Annotated in this window: 24 protein-coding genes; 8 read left to right on the top strand and 16 right to left on the bottom strand. The window is 64.4% G+C overall.

The genetic code is table 11. The annotated features are described in order from the left end of the window. Window positions 1-2 precede the first annotated feature (2 nt). A complete protein-coding gene (cls, locus tag BM019_RS25935) occupies window positions 3-1,442 on the bottom strand; it encodes a cardiolipin synthase (RefSeq protein ID WP_092421406.1) in 1,440 nt (479 codons plus the stop codon). A 222-nt stretch (window positions 1,443-1,664) separates the two neighbouring features. Here cls and BM019_RS25930 point away from each other — a divergent pair, with 222 nt between their 5' ends. Next, entirely contained in the window at window positions 1,665-2,186 is a 522-nt protein-coding gene (locus BM019_RS25930; protein ID WP_007927620.1) for a DUF3617 domain-containing protein, read from the top strand. A gap of 80 nt (window positions 2,187-2,266) precedes the next feature. Here BM019_RS25930 and thrS read toward each other — a convergent pair whose 3' ends face one another. Genes thrS through folE2 form a run of 8 tightly spaced genes read right to left on the bottom strand, consistent with a single transcriptional unit; the run spans window position 2,267 to window position 9,863 of the window. Continuing rightward, window positions 2,267-4,165, bottom strand: a complete 1,899-nt coding sequence (thrS, locus tag BM019_RS25925) for a threonine--tRNA ligase (protein ID WP_092421403.1) — start codon at window positions 4,163-4,165, stop codon at window positions 2,267-2,269. Between the two features lie 43 nt (window positions 4,166-4,208). Continuing rightward, on the bottom strand, window positions 4,209-5,546 hold the full coding sequence (locus BM019_RS25920) for a dihydroorotase (RefSeq protein ID WP_092421400.1): 1,338 nt from the start codon (window positions 5,544-5,546) through the stop codon (window positions 4,209-4,211). A gap of 2 nt (window positions 5,547-5,548) precedes the next feature. Beyond that, window positions 5,549-6,109, bottom strand: coding sequence for a gamma carbonic anhydrase family protein (locus BM019_RS25915; protein WP_053263163.1), 561 nt, complete (start codon window positions 6,107-6,109; stop codon window positions 5,549-5,551). Next, on the bottom strand, window positions 6,106-6,543 hold the full coding sequence (gene hisI, locus BM019_RS25910) for a phosphoribosyl-AMP cyclohydrolase (protein WP_092421398.1): 438 nt from the start codon (window positions 6,541-6,543) through the stop codon (window positions 6,106-6,108). The genes BM019_RS25915 and hisI overlap by 4 nt, the downstream gene beginning before the upstream one ends. Beyond that, a complete protein-coding gene (locus BM019_RS25905; protein WP_085532708.1) occupies window positions 6,540-7,424 on the bottom strand; it encodes a metal ABC transporter substrate-binding protein in 885 nt (294 codons plus the stop codon). The genes hisI and BM019_RS25905 overlap by 4 nt, the downstream gene beginning before the upstream one ends. 11 nt (window positions 7,425-7,435) lie before the next feature. Beyond that, window positions 7,436-8,302, bottom strand: a complete 867-nt coding sequence (locus BM019_RS25900) for a metal ABC transporter permease (RefSeq protein WP_053263161.1) — start codon at window positions 8,300-8,302, stop codon at window positions 7,436-7,438. Further along, entirely contained in the window at window positions 8,302-8,970 is a 669-nt protein-coding gene (locus BM019_RS25895) for a metal ABC transporter ATP-binding protein (RefSeq protein WP_092421395.1), read from the bottom strand. The genes BM019_RS25900 and BM019_RS25895 overlap by 1 nt, the downstream gene beginning before the upstream one ends. Further along, window positions 8,967-9,863, bottom strand: coding sequence for a GTP cyclohydrolase FolE2 (folE2, locus tag BM019_RS25890; RefSeq protein WP_092421392.1), 897 nt, complete (start codon window positions 9,861-9,863; stop codon window positions 8,967-8,969). Before folE2 ends, BM019_RS25895 begins: the two co-directional genes overlap by 4 nt. Before the next feature lie 130 nt (window positions 9,864-9,993). Here folE2 and BM019_RS25885 point away from each other — a divergent pair, with 130 nt between their 5' ends. After that, entirely contained in the window at window positions 9,994-11,214 is a 1,221-nt protein-coding gene (locus BM019_RS25885) for an N-acetylmuramoyl-L-alanine amidase (protein ID WP_092421389.1), read from the top strand. 134 nt (window positions 11,215-11,348) lie between these two features. Here BM019_RS25885 and BM019_RS25880 read toward each other — a convergent pair whose 3' ends face one another. Next, entirely contained in the window at window positions 11,349-11,729 is a 381-nt protein-coding gene (locus BM019_RS25880; protein ID WP_007927609.1) for a hypothetical protein, read from the bottom strand. 134 nt (window positions 11,730-11,863) lie between these two features. Between BM019_RS25880 and dksA the strand changes: the two genes are divergently transcribed. The 4 genes from dksA (at window position 11,864) to BM019_RS25860 (ending at window position 15,338) form a co-directional block, all read left to right on the top strand. Then, complete coding sequence (gene dksA / locus BM019_RS25875; protein WP_009041405.1) at window positions 11,864-12,268, top strand: RNA polymerase-binding protein DksA; 405 nt, start codon at window positions 11,864-11,866, stop codon at window positions 12,266-12,268. A 33-nt stretch (window positions 12,269-12,301) separates the two neighbouring features. Next, window positions 12,302-13,510 (top strand): zinc metallochaperone GTPase ZigA, encoded by a 1,209-nt coding sequence (gene zigA / locus BM019_RS25870; protein WP_092421386.1) that lies wholly within the window; start codon window positions 12,302-12,304, stop codon window positions 13,508-13,510. After that, window positions 13,510-14,208 (top strand): DUF1826 domain-containing protein, encoded by a 699-nt coding sequence (locus BM019_RS25865; RefSeq protein WP_092421383.1) that lies wholly within the window; start codon window positions 13,510-13,512, stop codon window positions 14,206-14,208. Before zigA ends, BM019_RS25865 begins: the two co-directional genes overlap by 1 nt. Window positions 14,209-14,375: 167 nt before the next feature. Beyond that, a complete protein-coding gene (locus BM019_RS25860) occupies window positions 14,376-15,338 on the top strand; it encodes a CobW family GTP-binding protein (RefSeq protein ID WP_092421380.1) in 963 nt (320 codons plus the stop codon). 145 nt (window positions 15,339-15,483) lie between these two features. Here the strand turns inward: BM019_RS25860 and BM019_RS25855 are convergent, their stop codons facing one another. Further along, window positions 15,484-15,879 (bottom strand): DUF3301 domain-containing protein, encoded by a 396-nt coding sequence (locus tag BM019_RS25855; protein ID WP_007927603.1) that lies wholly within the window; start codon window positions 15,877-15,879, stop codon window positions 15,484-15,486. Window positions 15,880-15,995: 116 nt separating this feature from the next. On the opposite strand from BM019_RS25855, the gene pdxY reads away from it, so the two are divergent. Further along, window positions 15,996-16,868 carry a pyridoxal kinase PdxY gene (pdxY, locus tag BM019_RS25850; RefSeq protein ID WP_009041401.1) on the top strand — a complete coding sequence of 291 codons (873 nt, stop codon included), beginning with the start codon at window positions 15,996-15,998 and terminating at the stop codon, window positions 16,866-16,868. A 62-nt stretch (window positions 16,869-16,930) separates the two neighbouring features. Here pdxY and BM019_RS25845 read toward each other — a convergent pair whose 3' ends face one another. Beyond that, the gene (locus BM019_RS25845; protein ID WP_007927601.1) at window positions 16,931-17,413 is read right to left on the bottom strand and encodes an acyl-CoA thioesterase; all 483 of its coding nucleotides are present in this window, start codon (window positions 17,411-17,413) and stop codon (window positions 16,931-16,933) included. 266 nt (window positions 17,414-17,679) lie between these two features. On the opposite strand from BM019_RS25845, the gene BM019_RS25840 reads away from it, so the two are divergent. Continuing rightward, window positions 17,680-19,443: a cation:proton antiporter gene (locus BM019_RS25840; protein ID WP_092421377.1), complete on the top strand. Its 1,764-nt coding sequence runs from the start codon at window positions 17,680-17,682 to the stop codon at window positions 19,441-19,443. Here the strand turns inward: BM019_RS25840 and BM019_RS25835 are convergent. From BM019_RS25835 to uvrD, 4 genes are all read right to left on the bottom strand, one after another. Continuing rightward, window positions 19,440-20,291: an alpha/beta hydrolase gene (locus BM019_RS25835; protein ID WP_092421374.1), complete on the bottom strand. Its 852-nt coding sequence runs from the start codon at window positions 20,289-20,291 to the stop codon at window positions 19,440-19,442. The genes BM019_RS25840 and BM019_RS25835 overlap by 4 nt on opposite strands. Before the next feature lie 60 nt (window positions 20,292-20,351). Then, the gene (locus BM019_RS25830) at window positions 20,352-20,759 is read right to left on the bottom strand and encodes an SMI1/KNR4 family protein (protein WP_009041398.1); all 408 of its coding nucleotides are present in this window, start codon (window positions 20,757-20,759) and stop codon (window positions 20,352-20,354) included. A 138-nt stretch (window positions 20,760-20,897) separates the two neighbouring features. Then, entirely contained in the window at window positions 20,898-21,776 is an 879-nt protein-coding gene (locus BM019_RS25825) for a Tim44 domain-containing protein (RefSeq protein WP_007927597.1), read from the bottom strand. A gap of 256 nt (window positions 21,777-22,032) precedes the next feature. Beyond that, window positions 22,033-24,216: a DNA helicase II gene (gene uvrD / locus BM019_RS25820; RefSeq protein ID WP_092421371.1), complete on the bottom strand. Its 2,184-nt coding sequence runs from the start codon at window positions 24,214-24,216 to the stop codon at window positions 22,033-22,035. Between the last annotated feature and the right edge of the window lie 94 nt (window positions 24,217-24,310).

Here is a 24,310-nt window from a genome sequence, read left to right as displayed (position 1 = left end):
CGCTAAAGAATCGGTGAAATAAGCCGGGCGACCCGCATGCCAAGTTGTTGCAGGCGGTGGGTTTCCCGGCTTTCTTCTTTGGCGATTTCGCGGGAACGCTCGAAGTCGAGGTTGAGCATCTGTTCCACCTCCCTGGCGAAGGCTTCGTCCACGGTCAGCAACATCACCTCGAAATTCAGGCGGAACGAGCGGTTGTCCAGGTTGGCGCTGCCGATCGCGCTGATTTCGCTGTCGATCAGCACCACTTTCTGGTGCAGGAAACCCGGCTGGTAACGGAACACCCGCACCCCGGCGCGTACGGCTTCGAAGGCGTACAGGCTGGATGCCGCGTAGACGATCCGGTGGTCCGCGCGCGACGGCAGGAGGATGCGCACATCCACCCCGCGCAGGGCGGCCAGGCGCAAGGCGGCGAACACGGCCTCGTCGGGGACGAAATAGGGGCTGGTGATCCACACCCGTTCGGTCGCCGCGTGGATGGCTTCGACGAAAAACAGCGAGCAGGTTTCATAAGGGTCCGCCGGGCCGCTGGCCAGCACCTGGCACAGCACGCCGTCGTCGGGGTAGGTGTCCGGCAGGATCAGCGGCGGCAATTGCCGCGAGGCCCAGAACCAGTCTTCGGCGAAGGATTCCTGCAGGCAGGCCACCACCGGACCGCTGACCGAAACATGGGTATCGCGCCAGGGCGCCAGCGGCGGTTTTTTCCCCAGGTATTCGTCGCCCACGTTATGCCCGCCGACAAACCCCAGCAGGCCATCCACCACCACTATCTTGCGGTGATTGCGAAAGTTGATCTGGAAGCGGTTGAGCCAGCCGCTGCGGGTGGCGAAGGCATGCACCTGGATGCCGGCATCGCGCAGTGGCTGCACATAGGAGTGGGGCAGGGAATGGCTGCCGATGCGGTCGTAGAGCAGGTGGATCGCCACGCCTTCGCCAGCCTTTTTCAGCAGCAGCGCTTGCAGGCGTCGGCCAAGGTCGTCGTCGTGGATGATGAAGAACTGGATCAGCACTGCTGTGCGGGCGCGTTCGATGGCCGCGAAAATTGCGGCGAAGGTGGCATCGCCGTTGACCAGCAGTTGTACATGGTTGCTGGCCAGGCAGGGCATGCGGCCCAGCTTGGGCATGGCCCGCAGCGAGGTGTAGGCGGCGGAGGCGCGGGCGCTCAGGGCCTCCTCGATCCAGGGGCGCCAGTTCAGCTCGTTGATCGCCTTGCGCATCTCCAGGTTGGCCTGGCGCCGGGCCTTGATATAGGCATCGAAGGTGCTGCGGCCGAACACCAGATAAGGGATAAGGGTCAGGTACGGCATGAACAACAGCGACAGGGCCCAGGCGATGGAGCCTTGGGCGGTCCTGACGGTCAGCACGGCGTGGATGGCGGCGATCAGGCCGAGAAAGTGCAGGGTGGCAATCAGATAGCCAAAAATATGTGGGCCAAAATAATCCATGGGGACAGCCTTGCTCCTGAAGATTCAATGCTGGGGTCCGTATGAAAAGCGGCGCGCCGGGCGCCTTCGGCGCTACGTGCAAACAGGCTCGACCTTGCTCGCCAACTCTTCGTTGCAGACCCTAACAGACCATGTTCGAGCATGATTGTCGCTAATTAATTCGCCATGCAACGCCGCTGCATTTCTGGCGTCTAACGGCCACTACTGTCTAGGAGTCATTCGATGAAGCTTCGTCTACTGGGTTTGGCCATGGCTGCCGTTGTCTCGCTTCCGCTGGCCGCGCAGGCCCAGATGCTGCAACCGGGCCTGTGGGAACTGACCACCAGCAACATGAAAGTCGATGACCAGAGCCTGCCGGACCTGTCGTTGATTCTCGGTCAGTTGCAACAACAGCTGACGCCCGAGCAACGGGCGCAGTTGGAGAAGCAGGGCGTGACCATGGGCGGCAAGGGCATCCGCGTGTGCCTGACGCCGGAGCAGGTGAAGTCCGACACCATCCCGCTACAGGACCCGCAATCGGGTTGCCGCCAGGAGGTCACCGACCGCACCTCCAACCAGTGGAAATTCCGCTTCAGCTGCCCGAAAGCCCAGGGCTCGGGCGTGGCGAAATTCCTCAGCGATCGTGAGTTCACCACCAACGTCATCGGCACCTTCAATGCCACCGGCTTCCAGCAGAAGGGCAGCATGGATACTCGTGCGGTGTGGCTGGGGCAGGATTGCGGGACGGTCAAGCCAAGAGCCTAAGAGCATCGCGAGCAAGCTCGCTCCTACAGGGGATCGTATTAAACCTGTAGGAGCGAGCTTGCTCGCGATGGCGTCTGTCGCTACAACTCCACCCGTAAGCGCTCCATCACCTCGCTCACCGCCCACCGCCCCAGGTCCTCGCCATGGCGGCTGCGCAAGCTGACAAATCCCCCGTCCTTTTCCTTGTCGCCCACCACCAGCAGGTACGGCACCTTTTGCAGGCTGTGCTCGCGGATCTTGTAGCTGATCTTCTCGTTGCGCAGGTCGGCGCTGGCTCGCAGGCCCTGGCGCGACAGGCTGTCGGCCACCGACCGGGCGTAGTCCGCCTGACTTTCGCTGATGTTGATCACCACCGCCTGCCGCGGCGCCAGCCAGCAGGGCAGGGCGCCGCTGTAATGCTCGATGAGGATGCCGATAAAACGCTCCAGGGAACCGAACAGCGCGCGATGCAGCATCACCGGACGCTGGCGTTCGCCGTGCTCGTCGATGTAGCTGATCTCGAAGCGTTCCGGCAGGTTGAGATCGACCTGCAGGGTGCCGCATTGCCAGTCACGGCCGATGGCGTCGCGCAGCACGAACTCCAGTTTCGGGCCGTAGAACGCGCCTTCGCCGGGGTTGATCCGGTAGTCGATCGCCATCGTTTCCAGGGCGCCGGACAAGGCGCCTTCCAGCTGGTCCCACAGCGCGTCGCTGCCGATGCGATGAGCCGGCCGGGTGGAGAGCTTGACCGCGACGTCGTGGAAGCCGAAGTCGCGATAGATGTCGAAGACCAGGGCGATGGTGCTCGCGCATTCCGCCTGCATCTGCGCCGGGGTGCAGAAGATGTGCGCGTCGTCCTGGGTGAAGTGGCGCACCCGCAGCAACCCGTGCAACGCGCCGGAGGGTTCGTAGCGATGCACCTTGCCGAACTCGGCGATGCGCAGCGGCAGGTCGCGGTAGCTTTTCAGGCCGCGACTGAAGATCGACACCGCGCCGGGGCAGTTCATCGGCTTGAGGGCGAACACCCGCTGGTCTTCGGTGGTGGTGCTGAACATATGGTCGCGGTAGTTCTGCCAGTGCCCGGAGGTTTCCCAGAGGCTGCGATCCATCACGTCCGGGGTGTTCACTTCCTGATAGCCGGCCTGGTCCTGGCGCCGGCGCATGTAGCCGATCAGTTGCTGGAACAGGGTCCAGCCCTTGGCGTGCCAGAACACCGAGCCCGGTGCGCAGTCGTCGAAGTGGAACAGGTCCAGTTGTTGCCCGAGCTTGCGGTGGTCGCGCTTGCCAGCTTCTTCCAGGCGGGTCAGGTAATCCTTGAGGTCTTTCTGGGTGGCCCAGCAGGTGCCGTAGATCCGTTGCAGCGGGGCGTTCCTGGCGTCGCCGCGCCAGTAGGCGCCGGCGACCTTGGTCAGCTTGAACGCCTGGAGGATTCCAGTGAATGGCACGTGGGGGCCTCGGCACAGGTCTTCGAAATCGCCCTGGCGGTACAACGACAGCACCTGGTCCTGCGGGATGTCGTGGATCAGCTCGGCCTTGTAGTGCTCGCCCAGGCTGGCGAAGTATTCCAGGGCGCCGTCATGGCTCAGCTCGCGCCGGTGCACCGCATGGTTGGTCGCGGCCAGGCGGGTCATGCGCGCTTCGATGCGCTGCAGGTCGTCGGGGGTAAAGGGCCGTTCGTAGGCGAAGTCGTAAAAGAAGCCGTCCTCGATCACCGGGCCGATAGTGACCTGGGCCGAGGGGTACAACTCCTTCACCGCCATGGCCAGAAGATGCGCGCAGGAGTGACGCAGGATCTCCAGGCCCTCGGGCTCGCGGGCGGTGACGATGCTGACCCGGGCATCGCCCTCGAGCATAAAGGAGCAATCCACCAGTCGATCGTTCACCCGGCCGGCAACAGCCGCCCTGGCCAGGCCGAGACCGATGCTTGCGGCCACCTCGTACACGGAAAGCGGCTGGTCGTACTCACGTTGTGAGCCGTCGGGCAGGGTGATGTGAATCATCGGGTGTTCCTTGGTGTTCCAGGGGAGGGATTCAGGGAAGGGATCAGCGGGTAAAACGCAGCGGCAGGCCCTGGCAGTTGTCGTACAGGCGCCCGGCGTGCCAGGCCAGTTGCCCCGACACCAGGGTGGTGTCGACGCTGTGCCGGAAATGCTGTTCGGCGAAGGGCGTCCAGCCGCACTGGGCGAGGATCGGTTGCTGGGCCACGGCGAGGCCCTCGGGCTCGGGCCTGATCAGCACCAGGTCGGCCCAGTAGCCTTCGCGCAGGTAGCCGCGATCGGGAATGGCGAACAGGTCGGCGGCCCGGTGGCTGGTTTTCTCCACCAGGGTGGTGATGGGCAGCACGCCATCGGCCACCAGTTCCAGCAGGGCGGGCAGGGCGTGTTGCACCAGCGGCAGCCCGGAAGGCGCCTGGCGGTAGGGCAGCTGTTTCTGTGCCCAGGTGTGCGGCGCGTGATCGCTGCCGATCACATCCAGGCGGTTGCCGAGCAAGGCCTGGCGCAGGGCGTCGCGGTCGGCGCGGGTCTTGATCGCTGGGTTGCATTTGATCAGGTGCTTGAGGCGCGCGTAATCACGGTCGTCGAACAGCAGGTGGTGCAGGCAGACTTCGGCGGTGATGCGCTTTTGCGCCAGGGGCTGGTCTTCGAACAGTTCCAGTTCGCGGGCAGTGGTCAGGTGCAAGACATGCAGGCGCGTACCGTGACGCTTGGCCAGGTCCACGGCCAGCGACGAGGAGCGATAGCAGGCTTCGGCATCGCGGATTAGCGGGTGGGCCACGGCGGGAATCGCTTCGCCGAAACGCTCCTGCATGCGCCGCTCGTTGGCCTGGATGCTGGGCGTGTGTTCGCAGTGCGCCAGGAGAATGGTCGGCACCTCGGCGAACAACCGCTCCAGGACCTGCGGATCGTCCACCAGCATGTTGCCGGTGGAGGCGCCCATGAACACTTTGACCCCGGCCACCAGGCACGGATCGAGAGCGGCGACGGTGTCGAGGTTGTCGCGGCTGACGCCGAAGTGAAAGCCATAGTTGGCCACCGAGTGGATCGCCGCCCGGCGTTTCTTGTCCTCCAGCGCGGCCAGGGTCAGGGTCGCGGGCTGGGTGTTGGGCATGTCCATGAAACTGGTGATGCCCCCCGCCACGGCCGCCCGCGACTCGCTGTGGAAGCTGCCTTTCTCCGGCGCGCCGGGATCGCGAAAATGCACTTGGTCGTCGATCATTCCCGGCAGCAGCCACTGGCCCTGGGCATCGATCTCGGTGCGGGCGTTCTCGCCTTGGATGCTGCTGGCGATCTTGACGATGCGCCCATGGTCCACAAGAAGGTCGGCGTCGAACTCGCGTCCTTCATTGACCAGCCGGGCGTTGCGAATCAGCACGCTGCTCATGTTCAGAACTCGTTCTGCAGGGCTTTGTAACCGCGCACCAGATCGACGTTGGTGCGCGCCACGTCTTCGGAAAACTCCGAGGCGCTGACGCTGACCGGCGGGAACTGCGAGAGGTCGGTATTGGGCCCGATACGGGTGGTGGAGGGCACGTAGAAGCCTTGCGGCAGGTCGCGGCCATCGACCACCGAGTTGTGCCGCACCACGCTGCCGTTGCCGACCGCGCAGTTGAACAGCACGCTGTTGAAGCCGATGAAGACCCGGTCGCCGACCGTGCACGGGCCATGGACGATGGAGCGGTGGGCGATGGAGGTGAACTCGCCGATGGTCACCGCCGCGCCGGATTTGGAGTGGATCACCACGCCGTCCTGGATGTTCGAATTGGCGCCGATGACGATCGGGTCCATGGCGCCTTGTTCGTTGACTTCGTCGGCACGGATCACCGCGTAGGGGCCGACGAATACGTTCTCGCCGATCACCACCTTGCCGCAGATGATGGCGGTCTTGTCGACATAGGCCGACTCGGCGATGACCGGCAGATCGCCGGAGGGGTTCTTGCGAATCATGCTGGGGTTTCCTGTAGCGGCGCGCTGATGACCTGCACCGCGCCGTTGCGAATAGCGTTGTAGAAACAGTTGGGGCGCCCGGTGTGGCAGGCCGGACCTTGCTGGTCCACCAGCAGCAGGACGGCGTCGCCGTCGCAGTCCAGGCGCGCTTCGAGCAGGCGCTGGCGATGCCCCGAGCTTTCGCCCTTGTGCCACAGTTGCCGGCGCGAGCGCGACCAGTAGCAGACCTGCCCGCTGGCCAGGGTCTCGGCCAGCGCCTTGCGGTTCATCCAGGCCAGCATCAGCACCTCGCCGCTGTCGTGCTGTTGGGCGATGGCGGCGATCAGGCCGTCGGCGTTCCACGGCAGCGCATCGAGCACTCCGGTGAGCGGCCAAACGCTGCCCAGGGGCGCGCTTTCCAGGTCGAGCATCGACAGTGGAGGGCGCTTGTTCATGGCTGGCTCAGGGCGTCGTACAGGGTGTTCAGGTTGTATTCGAACAACCCGGTGAAAGTGCTGGCTGGCCCCTTGGCGGCGAGGGCGTCGGAGTACAGGGTGCCGCCGATGTGGGCGCCGCTTTCGTCGGCGATCTGCTTGAGCAGGCGCGCGTCCTTGATGTTTTCCATGAACACCGCCTTGACCCTGGCGTTGCGGATCTGGGTGATCAGCGCCGCGACTTCGGCGGCCGAGGGTTCGCGCTCGGTGGACAGGCCTTGCGGGGCCATAAAGTCGATGCCGTAGGCCTGTCCCAGGTAACCGAAGGCGTCGTGGGAGGTGACGATCTTGCGATTGCCCGGCGGCAGCGCGCCGAACTTGGCCTTGGCCTCGGCCAGCAGCGCGTAGATCCGTTTCAGGTAGGCCTGGCTGTTGCGTTCGTAATCAGCTTTGTTCGCCGGGTCGGCGGCCACCAGCGCCTTGGTGATGTTGCCCACATAGAGTTCGGCGTTCGCCAGGTTGTGCCAGGCGTGCGGGTCGGGCACGGTCTCGCCATCCTCATCCAGCGAGCGCGGAATCACCCCGCGACTGGCGGTGATCACCGTGGCCCGGGTGCCGGTGCTGGCCACCAGGCGATCCAGCCAGGGTTCGAAACCCAGGCCATTCTTGATGATCAACCGGGCCTTGAGCAGGGCCTTGGCATCGTCCGGTGTCGGTTCGTAGGTGTGGGCGTCGGCGTCCGGGCCGACCATGTCGGTGATCTGGATGTGCTCGCCGCCGACCTGGCGGGTGATGTCGGCGAGGATGCTGAAGCTGGTGACTACGGCGAGTTTGTCCGCGGCCTGGGCGGGCGACAGCAACAACGGCAGCAACAGACTGAAGAGCACGAGTAGGGCACGCATCGGGGAACACCTCATGGGGATGTGAGCAAAGGCGGGCGGCGCAGCAGACCGTGCACCGGACCGAACACCACGGACAGCAGGTACAGGCCGCCCGCCACCAGGACGATGGCCGGACCGCTGGGCAGCGAGTAGTGGAACGACAGCAACAGGCCGAGCCACACCGAGAGGCAACCGAGCAGCGCGGCAATGCCGATCAGCACCGGCAGGCGGCGACTCCAGAAGCGCGAGGCGGCGGCCGGCAGCATCATCAGGCCGACCACCATCAAGGCGCCGATGGCCTGGAAACCGATTACCAGGTTCAGCACCACCAGGGTCAGGAACAGGCCGTGGGCGAGGGGGCCGAGGCGGCTGACGCTGTTGAGGAACAGTGGGTCGAGGGTGTCCAGCAGCAACGCTTTGTAGATCAGCGCCATGGCCAGCAGGCTGAACCCGGAGACCCAGAGCATGCCCTCCAGGGTCGGCCCGTCCACCGCCAGGGCCGAGCCGAACAGCAGGTGCAGCAGGTCCAGGCGTTTGCCGGCGAGGCCGAGAATCAGCACGCCGCTGGCCAGGGAAATCGGGTAAATCGCGGCCAGGCTGGCGTCCTCGCGCAAGCCGGTGCGCCGGGTAATCCAGGCGGCCAGGCCGGCCATGCCGAGTCCGGCGCCAAGACCGCCGAGCGTCAGTGCCGGCAGGCTCAACCCGGCGAACCAGAAGCCCAGCGCCGCGCCGGGGAGGATGCCGTGGGCCACGGCGTCGCCGATCAGGCTCATGCGCCGCAGAATCAGAAACACTCCCAACGGTGCGGTGCTGCATGCCAGCGCCAGGCCGCCGAGCAATGCCCGGCGCATGAACACGAACTCGTGGAAGGGCTGCCAAAGCTGGGCGGCGGCGAGCATCAGGCCACCTGCATCTGAATGGGCTGGACGATCAGTTCCTCGCTGCTGCCGAACAGGCAACCGCTGGCTTTGATCAGCAGGGTCTGGGGGATGTGCTGGCGCACGGCGGCGAGGTCATGGCAGACCACGATTTGCGTGCGACCTTGCTGATGCCAGCTGTGGATGTGTTTCCACAACAGGGCCTGGCCCAGTTCGTCCAGGGCGGCGTGGGGTTCGTCCAGCAGCAACAGCGGGGCATCGGCGAGGCTCAGGCGGGCGAGCAGGGCACGCTGCAATTCGCCGCCGGACAAGGCCATCAGCGGGCGTTGTTCCAGGCCGCTCAGGCACCAGTCTTCGAGCACCTGTTGCAAGCGTTCGGCACGCTGTTGCGCGCTTTGCCGATCGCCCCAGAAACCGGCGGCCACCAATTCCTGCAGGGTAATGGGGAACTGCCGGTCGAGGTACTGCTGCTGCGGCAAATAGGACAGGCCGCCACGGCGCGGGACCTGCAACTTGATCTTCCCGGCCAAGGGCTTTTGCAGGCCGGCGATGACCTTCAGCAGGCTGCTTTTACCCGAGCCGTTGGCGCCGATGATGGCGGTCAGGCTGCCGGGCTCCAGCGTCAGGTCGAGCGCAGGCGTCAATGGTTGGCCGGGCGCGCCCCAACGCAGCGATTGCAGGCTGATCATGCAGCCTCCCAGTTCCAGCGGCTCTCGGCCACGGCGTCATGGGCGTGCAGGCTTTCGGCGTGCACCACGCGCACCTGGAAGGCGCGGATGCCAGGCGAGCGTTGCAAGGCGAGGTTCAGGCGGCGCGCGGCGTCTTCGCAGAACATCAGGTTTTGCCCGTTGGCCAGGGCGAAGGCTTGTTCATCGGCGCGTTTCACCGCGGTTTGCACGGCGGTGCCGAGGGCGGCTTCGGCGTCGTTGATCGCCGCCATCAACGGCAACTCATCGAGAAAGTCATCCAGGCGCAGCTGCAATTGCGCGGTGCTGCGTTGGCTGTGGGGCGTGGCGACTATGCCTTTCGAGGAGCCGAGCCAAGTCAGGATGTCTTCATGGTGCAGCGCCCGGTTGGCGAAATCATCGATGAATTGCTGCTGAATCAGCTGCCTGGAAAGCGCGGCGGAACAAGGGCACGTCGAGGAATATGGCACCTCGATTTTTAGTTCCACGTGGAACATTGCGTTTTTCAGACGCGCTTCGATGCTCACCGGATAGGTTTTCCAGCCGGCCAACGGGCTGATCAAGGCCGGGCGTTTCAGCAGCAGATCGGCATGAATTCGCAGGTAGGCACTGCTGGACAGACCGTCGTGGCTGTCGAGAAAACGTTGCAGTACCTGGCGCATCAGGGCCGGGGTGAGGTTTTCCTGTTCGAGCATTTCCAGCGCCAGATACAGGCGCGACATATGAATGCCGCGGGCTTCGCCGTCGTCGAGGCTGACGCCGGCATCCGCTGTTGCGCCAATCCGCTGGCCATCAAACAACACAGGTAAGGCAATGCCACACATGCCCACCCACTCAAGGGGCAGGGCCTGGCGTGCGGCCTGCGCGGCGATATCCGGCAGAGTCAGCGCATTCATGAGCAGGTCCATCGTTGGAAACAATTCGACATGTTATATTATAACAATGCGGTCGATGAAACCTTTTTCCTGAACGTTTTTTCACCAAGCCTTATCGAGCAAGGATGCTCCTCAATCTGCGGTGTAAGTCATGCACAGACGTCAGTTGCTCAACCTGCTGTTGGCCAGCGCGGCCTTGGTTCTGCCTGTGGGGGCATCCGCCACCCAGATTCGCAACCTGCGGTTATGGAACTCGGCCGACAAGCTGCGCCTGGTGCTCGATCTGAGTGGGCCGGTGCAGTACAAGACCTTCACTCTCAGCGCGCCGGAGCGGCTGATCATCGACCTTCGCGGCGCGCAGCTCAGTGGCGATTTCAGCCAACTGGCCCTGGCCAACACGCCGATTCGCTCGATCCGTTCCGGGCACTTTGGCCAGGGCGATACACGGATCGTCCTCGACCTCGCCGAACCGTTGCGGCTCGACAGCTTTTTGCTGCCGCCCCAGGACGGCCAGGGCCATCGCCTGGTGCTTGACCTGAGCAATGCCAGCCGCGTCCCGCAGCAGATAGCGGCGATCGCCGCTTCCGTTTTGCCGCGTGAAACACCGGCGGACCGGGCGCATCCCAAGCGCGACATCATCGTCGTGGTCGACCCGGGTCACGGCGGCAAGGACCCGGGGGCGGTCGGCGCCCGTGGTGAACGGGAGAAGGACGTGGTGCTGGCGATCGCCCAGCTGCTGGCCAAGCGGCTGAAGCGCGAGAAGGGCTTCGATGTGAAGCTGGTGCGCAACGACGATTTCTTCGTGCCGCTGCGCAAGCGGGTGGAGATCGCCCGCAAGCACAAGGCCGACATGTTTATCTCGGTGCATGCCGATGCGGCGCCACGCCTGACGGCGTCCGGGGCTTCGGTTTACGCGCTGTCGGAAGGTGGTGCGACCTCGGCTACGGCGCGCTTCATGGCGCAGCGGGAGAACGGCGCCGACCTGCTGGGCGCCACCAGCCTGCTCAACCTGAAAGACAAGGACCCGATGCTCGCCGGGGTGATTCTCGACATGTCGATGAACGCCACCATCGCCGCCAGCCTGCAGTTGGGCAGCACCGTATTGGGCAGCCTGGCGGGCATCACCACCCTGCATCAGAAGCGCGTGGAACAGGCCGGTTTCGCGGTGCTCAAGTCCCCCGACGTGCCCTCGATCCTGGTGGAGACAGGCTTCATCTCCAACAGCCGCGACAGCCAGCGTCTGGTCACCGCGCGGCACCAGCAGGCGATTGCCGATGGGCTGTTCGCGGGCTTGCAGAGCTACTTCCAGAAGAATCCGCCGGTGAACAGCTATATGGCCTGGTTGCAGGAACAGAAAAAAGCCCAGGCCTGATGTGTAGGAGCGAGCTTGCTCGCGAAAAGATCGTCAACGATGACGCGGTGTGCCTGATGGATCGCCGCTTCGCGGCTATCGCGAGCAAGCTCGCTCCTACAAGTTGCAGCCCACATCCATTTTCAGCGGGTGGATCAGCAGCCGCTGATCCGGCTGCAAGTGAACTTGCCGCTGCTGCCGCCGGAGCTGGAAAAACGGTTGCGGGTGGTCCAGCCGACGCGCTGGCTGTAGCCGACCCAGGCCTCGCCGTCGGAGGCCAGGCCGGTAAAGAAGGTCAGCTGGCCGTAACGGCTGTTGGTCTGTGCCCAATAACGTTTGCCGGCGACCTCGAAACCCCGCAGATAAGTAGTACTGCCCGCGGCCGCGACGCTGTAGGCGTTGCCTTCGGCATCCACGCAGGCCAGCAGGTTGGCGCTGCGGGTGCAGGTGGCCAGGGCGCTGGGCACCTGCGCGATGGCGGTGTCCGCGACCAGCAGGGACAGGCTCAGCAGCGTGTATTTCAAGGCGTGGCGCATGGGGTTTCTCGGCTGGGGACGCTCAAGCATCCCGCCCTTCGTCGCGGGCGGCAAGAGAGGGTTGGTTTATTTGTATTGTTATACTATAACATTAAATAAAGCCTGATCCGTGACCCACCATGACTGAACGCCCGATGACCGAAGCGCAACTTCTCGCCCAGCCCGAGGCGGACTACATGAACGACGTCCAGCAGGCCTATTTCCGTGAGCTGCTGCTGGCCCAGCGCGTCGAGCTGCAAGAGCGCATCGATGGCGAGTTCGAGATGTTGCGCGAGCAGGAACCCCACAGCGACCCCGCCGATATCGGCAGTGCCGAAGAGCAGCGTCAGTGGCAACTGCGCCTGCTGGAGCGGGAAAAGAAGCTGCTGGACAAGATCGACGAAGCCCTCGAACGCCTGGCCCGTGGCGAGTACGGCTGGTGCCGCGAAACCGGCGAGGCCATTGGCCTCAGGCGCCTGCTGCTGCGGCCCACCGCCACCCTGTGTATCGAAGCCAAAGAACGCCAAGAGCTGCGCGAACGCCATCAACGGGCGATCTGACCCAGCCACCCAGCCCCCGATGAGGATCACCTGATGACCAACCGTCTTCCCGTTACCGTGCTGTCCGGCTTTCTCGGCGCCGGCAAAAGCACGCTGCTCAACTACGTTCTGCGCAACCGCGACAACCTGCGGGTGGCGGTGATCGTCAACGACATGAGCGAAATCAACATCGACGGCAGCGAAGTGCAGCGCGATGTCAGCCTCAACCGCGCCGAAGAAAAACTGGTCGAAATGAGCAACGGCTGCATCTGCTGCACCCTGCGCGAAGACCTGCTGGAAGAGGTCGGCAAACTGGCCAGGGACGGGCGTTTCGATTACCTGCTGATCGAATCCACCGGCATCTCCGAGCCGCTGCCGGTGGCCGAGACCTTCACCTTTCGCGACGAAGCGGGGCAGAGCCTGGCCGATATCGCGCGCCTGGACACCATGGTCACCGTGGTCGACGGCATGAACTTCCTGCTCGATTACCAGGCCGCGGAAAGCCTGGCGTCCCGCGGCGAAACCCTGGGCGAGGAAGATGAGCGCTCGATCACCGATCTGTTGATCGAGCAGATCGAGTTCGCCGACGTGATCCTGATCAGCAAGATCGACCTGATCGGCAGCGACGAGCGCCAGGAACTGATCGCCATCCTCGAACGCCTTAATTCCCAGGCGGAAATCATCCCCATGGTGATGGGCGAAGTGCCGCTGGCGAAGATCCTCAACACCGGTCGTTTCGACTTCGAGCGCGCTGCCCAGGCGCCGGGCTGGTTGCAGGAATTGCGCGGCGAGCACGTGCCGGAAACCGAAGAATACGGCATCGCCTCCAGCGCCTATCGGGCGCGGCGACCTTTCCATCCACAGCGCTTTTTCGATTTCATCAACCGCCCCTGGAGCAACGGCAAACTGCTGCGTTCCAAGGGCTTTTTCTGGCTCGCCAGCAAGCACCAGGAGGCCGGCAGCTGGTCCCAGGCGGGGGGGCTGATGCGTCATGGTTTCGCCGGACGCTGGTGGCGTTTCGTGCCGAAGCAGCACTGGCCGCAGGATGCGGAAAGCACCGCGGCGATCATGCAGAACTGGACCGCCGCCACCGGCGACTGCCGCCAGGAACTGGTGTTCATCGGCCAGAACATCGACTTCGCCCGGCTCACCGCCGAGCTCGACGATTGCCTGCTGACGGACGATGAAATGGCCCTGGGCGCGGAGGGCTGGCGCCTGATGCGCGACCCGTTTGGCCCCTGGCATGAAGAGGCCGCCGCCTGATGCTCTACCAACCACTGTCCCCTGTGGGAGCGAACCTGCTTGCGAAGCCGCTCCTGCGGCCAACCCTGCACAAACCGATACGCCGCGAGGCTTGCGGCCCGGCCCCTATCGTTCTGGCCGAGGCGCTGGACGACGAGGTCAACCTGGCCCTGTGGCAGCGCCAGTTGCCGGCGCATATCGCCGATTTCGGTGCCTTGCTGCTGTCGCTGAACGAGCCGCTGGCCGAGTCGCTGTCGCTGGAATTCGACACCGAGGACGCCGAGCCGAACCTGCGCGGCCTGGCTTCTGGCTTCAGCGATCTGCAGGGCTACGATGGCTTTATCGCCGATGTCGCCTGGCTGGTCAGCGCCTTTGCCTGCCTGCTGGGCGCCAAGCGCGTCGGCCTGCGCCTGCGGGTGCTGGATAAGGCCATGTGCCCGCGCTTTCATGTCGACCATGTGCCGGTGCGGCTGATCACCACCTATGCCGGCATCGGCAGCCAATGGTTGCGCGAGGGCGCGATGGATCGCCGGCAACTGGGCCAGGCCGAGGCTGAGCCCACGGATGGCGCGCTGATCCAGCAGATGGCCAGCGGCGAGGTGGCCCTGTTCAAGGGTGAGAAATGGCTGGGCAACGAGGGCTTCGGCCTGATCCACCGCTCGCCGCAACCGGCCCCCGGCGAGCGCCGGCTGATCCTCACCCTGGACTGGCTCGGCTGACCCTGTAGCCGCTGCCGCAGGCTGCGATCGGCTCCGTAGGAAACGTGCTCTTGAGGCCCTCGGAAGGCGCTGCGCGCCTTATCGCAGCCTGCGGCAGCGGCTACAGGAATTTCGCTGCCGCGGCTTAGCGCGTAGGATCAATCACCTCCTTTCCGAGCGTTCCGCCGATGCTGCACAACATCCCCACCCACGTCATCGCCGGCCCTCTCGGCGCGGGCAAGACCAGCCTGATCCAGCACCTGTTGGCGCAGCGTCCGGCCAATGAGCGCTGGGCGGTGCTGATCAACGAGTTCGGCCAGATCGGCCTGGACGCGGCGCTGCTGGCCCGGGACGAGGACGGTATCGCCCTGGGCGAAGTGGCCGGCGGCTGCCTGTGCTGTGTCAACGGCGCGCCGTTCCAGGTGGGCCTGGGGCGCCTGCTGCGCAAGGCCCGGCCCGACCGCCTGTTTATCGAGCCTTCCGGCCTGGGGCACCCGGCGCAACTGCTCCAGCAATTGCGCGAGGCGCCCTGGCAAAAGGTCCTGGCTGTGCAACCTTGCGTGCTGGTCCTCGATGCCCAGGCGCTGGCGGCCGGCAAGCCGCTGTCACAGGCTCAACAGGAAGCACTGCCCAGCGCCGGCCTGTTGCTGCTGAACAAGGACGAAGGGCTCGACGCGGCGCAGCGTCAGGGCATTCTCGAGCAGTTGCCGGCCTGTCCGCTGCTCTGGACTACCCGCGGGACCTTGGTGCTGGAGCGCTTGCCTGGCGTGGAGGCTCGCGCGGGGGCTGCCATCGAGGCCTTCGAAGTACCCAAGGGATTGGCACAGCTGCCGACGATCTGGACCGATCCGGCCCAGCCCATCTGCCTGAGTCAGGCCCAGGAGGGCGGCTGGAGCATCGGTTGGCGCTGGCACCCGAGCCGGGTGTTCGATGTTCGATGCCTCGAGCAATGGCTGGCGAGCCTCGACTGGCGCCGGGCCAAGCTGGTGATCCATGGCGCCGATGGCTGGGTCTCGGGCAACGCCCTGGATAACGCCGAGCAGCACTGGCAAGCCAGCGAATGGCGCCGCGATTCGCGTATCGAGCTGATCTTCAGCGAGCCGCAGGACGTGGCCACCCTGCAACAGTCGTTGGCCAAGTGCTGCCGATAATCCAACGCAATCCGATGCTTCTGTAGGAGCGAAGCTTGCTCGCGCAAAAAATCGTCAACGATGACGCGTTTTGCCAGGAAAAATCGCCGCTTCGCGGCTATCGCGAGCAAGCTTCGCTCCTACGGATGATCCAGGCGTTCCGATGCTACTTGCTGCGCCCTTCGCGCCATTGGCTCAGTTCGATCACTTCGGCGCTGTGTGTCGGCACGGGTGGCGGCGCGGGCGTTGCAATCGGGTAGGGCGCCAGCTCGATTTGCGCACTGTGGGCGCCGAACTGGGTGATGGTCCCCGCATGGCGGGTTTCGCCGGTGACGGTGAATTCGAAGGTGTAGATCCGGGCCAGGCGCCGGCGACCACTGGCGTCCCTGACAAAACCGATGCGCTTCAACGCCACGTTGCCGTCCAGCAGCTCGATATCGAGCCGCGCGCAATGCTGCTTGACCCTCTCCAGCGCCCGCTCGCGCAGGCCGTGGTTGTGCCATAGCCAGGCGGCGCCGGTCGCCAGCAGCATCAGCACGAAAATGTTTCCAAGGGTCAGCATGAGGTGCGCTCCAACGAAGTCGCACCAGCTTAACTGCGTCTTCGGTCTGTCGTACAGGTTGCGTTTAGTCGCATACTGCGCGGCTCGAATTTCAATCGTTTTACGGAATGACCCGAATGAAACGTACGCCTCATCTGCTCGCGATCCAGTCCCATGTGGTCTTCGGCCATGCCGGCAACAGCGCCGCGGTGTTTCCCATGCAGCGGGTCGGGGTGAATGTCTGGCCGCTCAATACGGTGCAGTTCTCCAACCACACGCAATACGGCCAGTGGGCCGGCGAGGTGCTGTCGCCGCACCAGATCCCGGAGCTGGTGGAAGGCATTGCCGCCATCGGCGAGCTGGGCAACTGCGACGCGGTGCTGTCCGGCTACCTGGGCAGCGCGGCGCAGGGGCGGGCGATCCTCGGTGGTGTGGCGCGGATCAAAGCGACCAACCCCAAGGCCCTGTACCTGTGCGACCCGGTGATGGGCCACCCGGAAAAGGGTTGCAGCGTGCCCCAGGAGGTCAGCGACTTCCTGTTGGAAGAGGCGGCGACCGTGGCGGATTTCCTCTGCCCCAACCAGCTGGAACTGGACAGCTTCGCCGGGCGCAAGCCGCAGTCGCTGTTCGACTGCCTGGCCATGGCCCGGGCGCTGCTGGCGCGTGGCCCGAAAGCGGTGCTGGTCAAGCATCTGGATTATCCGGGCAAGCTGCCGGACGGCTTCGAGATGTTGCTGGTGACCGCCGAAGGCAGCTGGCACCTGCGTCGTCCGCTGCTGGCATTCCCGCGTCAGCCGGTGGGTGTGGGCGACCTGACTTCGGGCCTGTTCCTGGCCCGGGTGCTGCTGGGCGACAGCCTGGTGGCGGCGTTCGAGTTCACCGCCGCGGCGGTGCATGAAGTGCTGCTGGAAACCCAGGCCTGCGCCAGTTACGAACTGCAACTGATCCGGGCCCAGGACCGGATCACCCATCCACGGGTGCGGTTCGAGGCGGTGCCGATCGAGCTGTAACGGTTGCCTGGGGGCTTATTGCCAACAGGCTCGCTCGGTAGCAGCGAGCCTGTCTCGGACGATCAGGCGTCGGCCTTGATTTCCTGATAGCGCTTTTCCAGCTCCTGGCGGATCTGCCGGCGTTGCTGGGCCTGCATGAAGCGGCGCTTGTCTTCGCTGGTTTGCGGTTGCAGTGGCGGCACGGCGGCGGGTTTGCGCTGGTCGTCCACGGCCACCATGGTGAAGAAGCAACTGTTGGTATGGCGCACCGAGCGCTCGCGGATGTTCTCGGTGACCACCTTGATACCGACCTCCATCGAGGTGTTGCCGGTGTAGTTGACCGAGGCCAGGAAGGTCACCAGTTCGCCGACGTGGATCGGCTCGCGGAAGATCACCTGGTCCACCGACAGGGTCACCACATAACGGCCGGCATAGCGGCTGGCGCAGGCGTAGGCGACTTCATCGAGGTACTTGAGCAGGGTGCCGCCGTGGACATTGCCTGAGAAGTTGGCCATGTCAGGGGTCATCAATACCGTCATCGACAGCTGGGCGTTTCCGGGTTCCATAGCACACTCACGGGTTAAGGCAGGGGTTGCGGGGCGCACCTCTGCGGGTGCTTGGTCAGCGTTTCAAACCATCGATAACGGGACGCTGCGCCCGCGGTTGCCGTCACGCGGCGATCTATCTGTTTCCATATATTGCACCGCCTTTCTGGCACAAGTCGCGATGTTAACCTTCAAAAGCCCGTCCCAAGGGCTTTTCCCGCTGGCCGGCCGGCTGCGCAACGCCCCCGCGCCGCCCGCAAGAACACGACCCCAAGGAGCCCCACGCCATGCATGCCATCAGCTTTATTCAGGACCTGGCAGTGATCATGCTGGTCGCGGGCGTGGTGACCATTCTCTTCCACCGGCTCAAGCAGCCGGTGGTCCTCGGCTATATCGTCGCCGGCTTCATCATCGGCCCGCACACCCCGCCGTTCGGCCTGATCCACGACGAAGACACGATCAAGACCCTGGCCGAGCTGGGGGTGATTTTCCTGATGTTCTGCCTGGGCCTGGAGTTCAGCCTGCGCAAGCTGTTCAAGGTCGGCGCCACGGCCTTTATCGCGGCGTTCATGGAAATCGTGCTGATGATCTGGATCGGCTACGAGATTGGCCGCTGGTTCGGCTGGAACACCATGGATTCGCTGTTCCTCGGCGCGATCCTGGCGATTTCCTCGACCACCATCATCGTCAAGGCGCTCAACGACCTGAAGATGAAGAACCAGCGCTTCGCCCAGCTGATCTTCGGCGTGCTGATCGTCGAAGACATCCTCGGCATCGGCATCATCGCCTTGCTCTCGAGCATCGCGGTCAGCGGCACCGTCAGCTCCGGGGAAGTGTTCTCCACCGTCGGCAAGCTCTCGCTGTTCATGATCGTCGCCCTGGTGATCGGTATCCTGCTGGTCCCGCGATTGCTGGCCTACGTGGCCAGGTTCGAAAGCAACGAGATGCTGCTGATTACCGTGCTGGGGCTGTGCTTCGGCTTCTGCCTGCTGGTGGTCAAGCTGGAGTACAGCATGGTGCTCGGCGCCTTCCTGATTGGCGCGATCATGGCCGAGTCGCGGCAATTGCTGAAGATCGAGCGCCTGATCGAGCCGGTACGCGACATGTTCAGCGCCATCTTCTTCGTCGCCATCGGCCTGATGATCGACCCGCAGATCCTCCTGCAGTACGCCTGGCCGATCGCGGTGATCACCGTCGCCGTGGTGCTGGGCAAGATGCTGTCCTGCGGCCTGGGCGCCTTTATCGCCGGCAACGATGGCCGCACCTCGCTGCGGGTCGGCATGGGCCTGTCACAGATCGGCGAGTTCTCCTTCATCATCGCGGCGCTGGGCATGACCCTGCAGGTCACCAGCGACTTTCTCTACCCGGTGGCGGTCGCCGTGTCGGCCATTACCACCTTGCTCACGCCTTACCTGATCCGCGCCGCCGACCCGCTGTCGCTGAAGCTCGCCACCGTGATGCCGACCCGCTTGAGCCGGGTGCTGGGCATGTACGGCGAATGGTTGCGCAGTATCCAGCCCCATGGCGAGGGGGCGCTGCTGGCGTCGATGATCCGGCGGATCCTGTTGCAGGTCGGGGTCAATCTGGCGCTGGTGGTGGCGATCTTCTTCTCCGGCGGTTATTTCGCCGCGCGTATCGGTGAATACCTGCAGGACTGGATCAGTGATCCGAGCTGGCAGAAGGCGCTGATCTGGGGCGGGGCGCTGCTGCTGTCGCTGCCGTTCCTGATCGCTGCCTATCGCAAGCTCAAGGCCCTGTCGATGCTGCTGGCGGAGATGGGGGTGAAGCCGGAAATGGCCGGGCGTCACACCCAGCGCGTGCGCCGGGTGATCGCCGAGGTGATTCCGGTGCTGTCGCTGCTGGTGATATTCCTGCTGCTGGCGGCGCTGTCTTCGAGCATCCTGCCGACCACCGAGCTGCTGGTGCTGATCGCGGTGGTGACGGCGGCAGTGGCCGCGCTGCTGTGGCGCTGGTTCATCCGCGTGCACACCCGCATGCAGGTGGCCTTGCTGGATACCCTGGATAACCACAAGGAAGACAATGGGCACTAATTGCCCGGTGATGCACAACTCAGCGGTTGGTCGCGCCAGTGTCGCCAGGCTTCGACCCAGCCCTGGTCGTGGGTGACCCCGGGCAGGCTGACGGATTGTACGCAGAAGGCTTGCGTCCCCAGTGCCTGCCGATAGGCGGGGTAGAGGCTGGCAGGCACGCTGCGGTCGGCCTGGCCGAGCAAATGCCGTTGCGCCACCAGGGTCAGCTTGGGTGCCTGGTCCAGCGGCTCGAGGGAGCCGTGCAGCGGGCTCAGCCCCAGCGCACTGACCCATAGCCGAGGGCTCAGGTTGCCGGCCAGGGTTTGCACCTGGGCAATGTCGTCTCGCCGTGCGGCCAGCAACAGGGCCAGTGCCGCGCCACCGGAATAGCCGATCAACTCGAAATCCTGATTGCCATAACGCAGCTTGAGGCGGTCGAGGGCCTGGTCGAGGCTGCGCAGTACCGCTGGGGAAAAGCGCTGGTCGGTCCAGATGGCCGCCGTGCAGTCGGCCGCGCTGACGAATTGGCAGGGGCGGGCCAGATAGACGCTGGGACGCGGATCGCTCAGCGCCAGTTGCACCATCAGCAGGTGCTGCGGGCTGGGGTCGAGGCTGGGTTGGCGGGCTGTCGTCCAGGCATGGCCGTCGCCTTCAAGGTAGACGCGCAGGCGGGGTTGTTTGGGTAAGCGCAGGGGCAGGCTGCTGGCGAGCGGGAAGGGTGACGTGGGCAGGACTTCGACCTGATGGGCGTACTGCGTGCTCAGGCTTTGCAACTGAGCCATGGGCGACTGACAACCCGCCAGCAGGCTGCTGGCGAGTAGTGTCAATGCGGCGATCGACCGGGTGGCGCGACCGCTTGTGAACGTCATGCAACGGGTGGCAGTCGATCCATGCGCCTGCGCCCGCGGGGCGAAACCGCGCAAGGCCGATCAGCTTTCCAGCCAGACGTCCCGCGCCCAGTGCCACACCGATTCCCAGGATTCTTCGGTGATCAGCTCTTCTTCGCCGGACCACAGCACCACGGTGCCGTCTTCCTCGACGCAGTAGTAGTTGTCACCGTCCTGGCAGATCGGGATCAGCTCGCGCGGCACGCCCATGTCCCAGGCGGTAGCGGCCACTTCCGGCAGGTAGGTGTGGGATTGCGGGTCGGTCACGGTGACCGGCTCCAGGCTGCCGTAGACGACATCGCTCACGGTCAACAGGAACTCTTTGAAGACGAAGGGGATATTGATGAACAGCTGTTCTTCGATTTCCACCAGCAGGTCTTCATCCGGCAGTTCCAGAGGAACGGGTACCGGTTCGTTTGCTTCACGGAGTTGCTCGATGACTTCTTCCACGGCCTGGGTCCTCTTAGCTCTATGGCGCGGTTTAATAGACGGCGGTTTATACAGTAGCTCGCTATAAGTGCAATCGTGAAATGCAAAACCCCGACCTGAGCCGGGGTTTTGCGATTACCGATGTGACACTGGAGAGAATCAGCCGTTCTGGCGGATACCTGCAACCAGCCAAGGCTGATTTTCGCCCTGGGCGCGCTCCATGTTCCAGCTTTCGCTGAACACTTCGCCCTGGTCGAAACGCGAGGTCTTCGACACGCCGGTGAAGGTCAGGGTCGCGATGGTCTTGTCGGCGCGGTCGTCGACGCCTTCGAGTTGCACATTGAGGTTGTCGATGTAGGTCGACTGGAAGCCGTCGCCCAGATCGGCACGTTCCTGCTTCAGGAATTGCAGCATCTGTGGGGTCACGAACTCGGCGATCTTGTCCATTTCGTTGGCGTCCCAGTGTTGTTGCAGGGACTGGAAGTGGTTGCGCGCGGCTTCGACGAAACGCTCTTCGTTGAACCAGGCTGGTGCGTTGATTACCGGACGGGCCGCGGCGGCAGGTGCAGCCGAACCACCGAAGATCGAACCGGAGGCAGGTTTTGGCTCGAAGGCTTCACGCTGCATCGGTGCGTGGCCGGCTGGAGCGTACTGCTCCTGCTGCTTGCGACGACGGGCGGCGATAAAGCGGAAGACCAGGAAGGCGATGACCGCCATGATCAGGATGTCGAAGATCTGCATGCCCTGGAAGCCGTCGCCCATGAACATGGAGGCCAGCAGGCCACCTGCGGCGATACCGGCCAATGGGCCGAGCCAGCGCGAGGCGCCGCTGGCCTTGGTGGCAGCGCCCGCGGCACCGGCAGCACCGGCGGTCGCGGCAGTGGAACCCATGCCGGAAGAGGACGGAGCCATCTGGCTGGTCTGGTGGGTCGGCGCGGCGCCAGCGCTTTTGCCGCCACCGAAGCGCTTGGCGTTGGCGTCGAGGCTCATCGTCAGGCCGATGCACAACGCCATGGCGATGCTAAGAAAACGTTTCATAAAGGGAATTCCCATTTGTGGATGGCACGCGCGCCATGTTGCACAGGTGAAGTGTCACTGGCTAGCGGCAGAGTGTTTCGGGCTTTTGCCTGACAGCCGTGGTTCAGCTTGGGTCGAGGCAAGTGGGCCCTGTACAGGTTTGTCCGTTGGGCGGATGCAAAGGTTCAGTGGCCGGTCAGCCCGACTTCGCTCCATGCCGCGGGGCATGCTTCTGGTTCAGAAGCATCGCCCCGGCATGGCGAAGGAGGTCAAGGCCTCAGATGGCTTCGAGCTTGGCGTAGCCGAGCATCAACCACTTGCTGCCTTCGCTGAAGTTCACCTGGACCCGGGCCTGGGCGCCGGCGCCTTCGAAGTTGAGGATCACGCCGTCGCCGAATACCGAGTGGCGCACCGCCTGGCCGAGGCTGAGGCCGGTGTCCGGGATCTCGCTGCCGCCGAACAGGCTGCTGGTGCTCTGCGACTGGCCACCGCCGAACGGACGGCTGACGCTGTTGGACAGGCGCACTTCCTGGATCAGCCCCTTCGGTACTTCCCGTACGAAACGCGACACCTTGTTGTAGGTCTCGCTGCCATACAGGCGTCGGGTTTCGGCGTAGGTCATCACCAGGTTCTGCATCGCCCGGGTGATGCCGACGTAGGCCAGGCGACGTTCCTCTTCAAGGCGGCCGGGCTCTTCCAGGCTCATCTTGTGCGGGAACAGGCCTTCTTCCATGCCCACCAGGAACACGTAAGGGAATTCCAGGCCCTTGGCACTGTGCAGGGTCATCAGCTGGATGCTGTCTTCGTGCTCGTCGGCCTGGGTGTCGCCGGCTTCCAGCGAAGCGTGGCCGAGGAAGGCCGCCAGCGGCGTCAGTTCCTGGTCTTCTTCGGTGTGCTCGAAGTTGCGCGCGGCGCTGACCAGTTCCTCGAGGTTTTCTACCCGGGCCTGGCCTTTCTCGCCTTTTTCCGCTTCGTGGTAGGCGATCAGGCCGGATTGCTCGATAACGGTCTGGGTCATCAGGTGCAACGGCATCTCGGCGGTTTTCGTCGCCAGGTGCTCGATCAGCTCCATGAAGGCGCCCAGGGCGCCGGCGGCGCGTCCGGTCACGCCTTTATTGGCCACCAGCTGGCGCATCGCTTCCCACATCGATACATGGCTGTGGCGCGCGTGTTCGCGAATCGCTTCGACGGTCTTTTCGCCAATGCCGCGGGTCGGCACGTTGATCACCCGCTCCAGGGCCGCGTCGTTGCCGCGCCCTTCGAGCAGGCGCATGTAGGCCATGGCGTTCTTGATTTCGGCGCGTTCGAAGAAGCGCTGGCCGCCGTAGATGCGGTATGGAATGCGCTCGCGCAGCAGCGCTTCTTCCAGTACCCGCGACTGGGCGTTGGAGCGATACAGGATGGCGATATCGCTACGGGCCAGGCCGGTCTTCAGGGCGCTTTCGATGGTTTCCACCACGTAGCGTGCTTCATCGTGTTCGTTGAAGGCGGCGTACAGGTTGATCGCTTCGCCTTCGCCGCCGTCGGTCCACAGCTCCTTGCCCAGGCGCCCGGTGTTATTGGCGATCAGGGCGTTGGCGGCCTTGAGGATGCCGGCGGTGGAGCGGTAGTTCTGCTCCAGGCGGATCACTTCGGTGTCCGGGAAGTCTTCGGAGTACTGGTGAATGTTCTCGATCTTCGCGCCGCGCCAGCCGTAGATCGACTGGTCGTCGTCGCCCACCACCATCAGGCTGTCGCCGCCCTTGGCCAGCAGGCGCAACCAGGCGTACTGCACGGCGTTGGTGTCCTGGAACTCGTCCACCAGCACGTGGCGGAAACGCTTCTGGTAGTGCGCCAGCAGGCCCGGGTGGTCGCGCCACAGGTCCAGGGCACGCAGCAGCAGCTCGGAGAAGTCGATGACCCCGGCACGCTGACAGGCGGCCTCGTAGGCTTCGTAGATGCCGCGCATGGTGGCCAGGAACAGGTCGCCACTGGCCTGAATGTGTTGCGGACGCAGGCCTTCGTCCTTCTGCCCGTTGATGAACCACTGGGCCTGCCGGGCCGGCCAGCGCTGCTCGTCCAGGCCGAGGTCGCGGATCACCCGTTTGACCAGGCGTTGCTGGTCGTCGCTGTCGAGGATCTGGAAGGTCTGGCTCAGGCCGGCCTCTTGCCAGTGCGCCCGCAGCAGGCGGTGCGCCAGGCCGTGGAAGGTACCGACCCACATGCCGGCCGGGTTGATACCCATCAACTGCTCGATGCGCTGGCGCATCTCGGCAGCGGCCTTGTTGGTGAAGGTCACCGACAGGATGGAGTGGGGCGAGGCGTTCTCGACCTGGATCAACCAGGCGATACGGTGCACCAGCACTCGGGTTTTACCGGAGCCAGCACCGGCCAGGACCAACTGACGACCCAAGGAGGCGGCTACGGCCTGGCGTTGGGCATCGTTGAGGGAGTTCAGCAGAAGGGAGAGATCATCGCGCATCGGGGCATTCTAGGGGGCTGGCGCACACCGGGCAAACCAAGCTTTGGTTTAGCCGATAAAAGAACGTCGGGGACGACCGGTCGGTCACGGGCTG

The sequence above is a fragment of the Pseudomonas sp. NFPP07 genome, assembly GCF_900115645.1.
GTDB lineage: Bacteria > Pseudomonadota > Gammaproteobacteria > Pseudomonadales > Pseudomonadaceae > Aquipseudomonas > Aquipseudomonas chlororaphis.
This window is presented reverse-complemented; position numbering and strand designations above follow the sequence as displayed.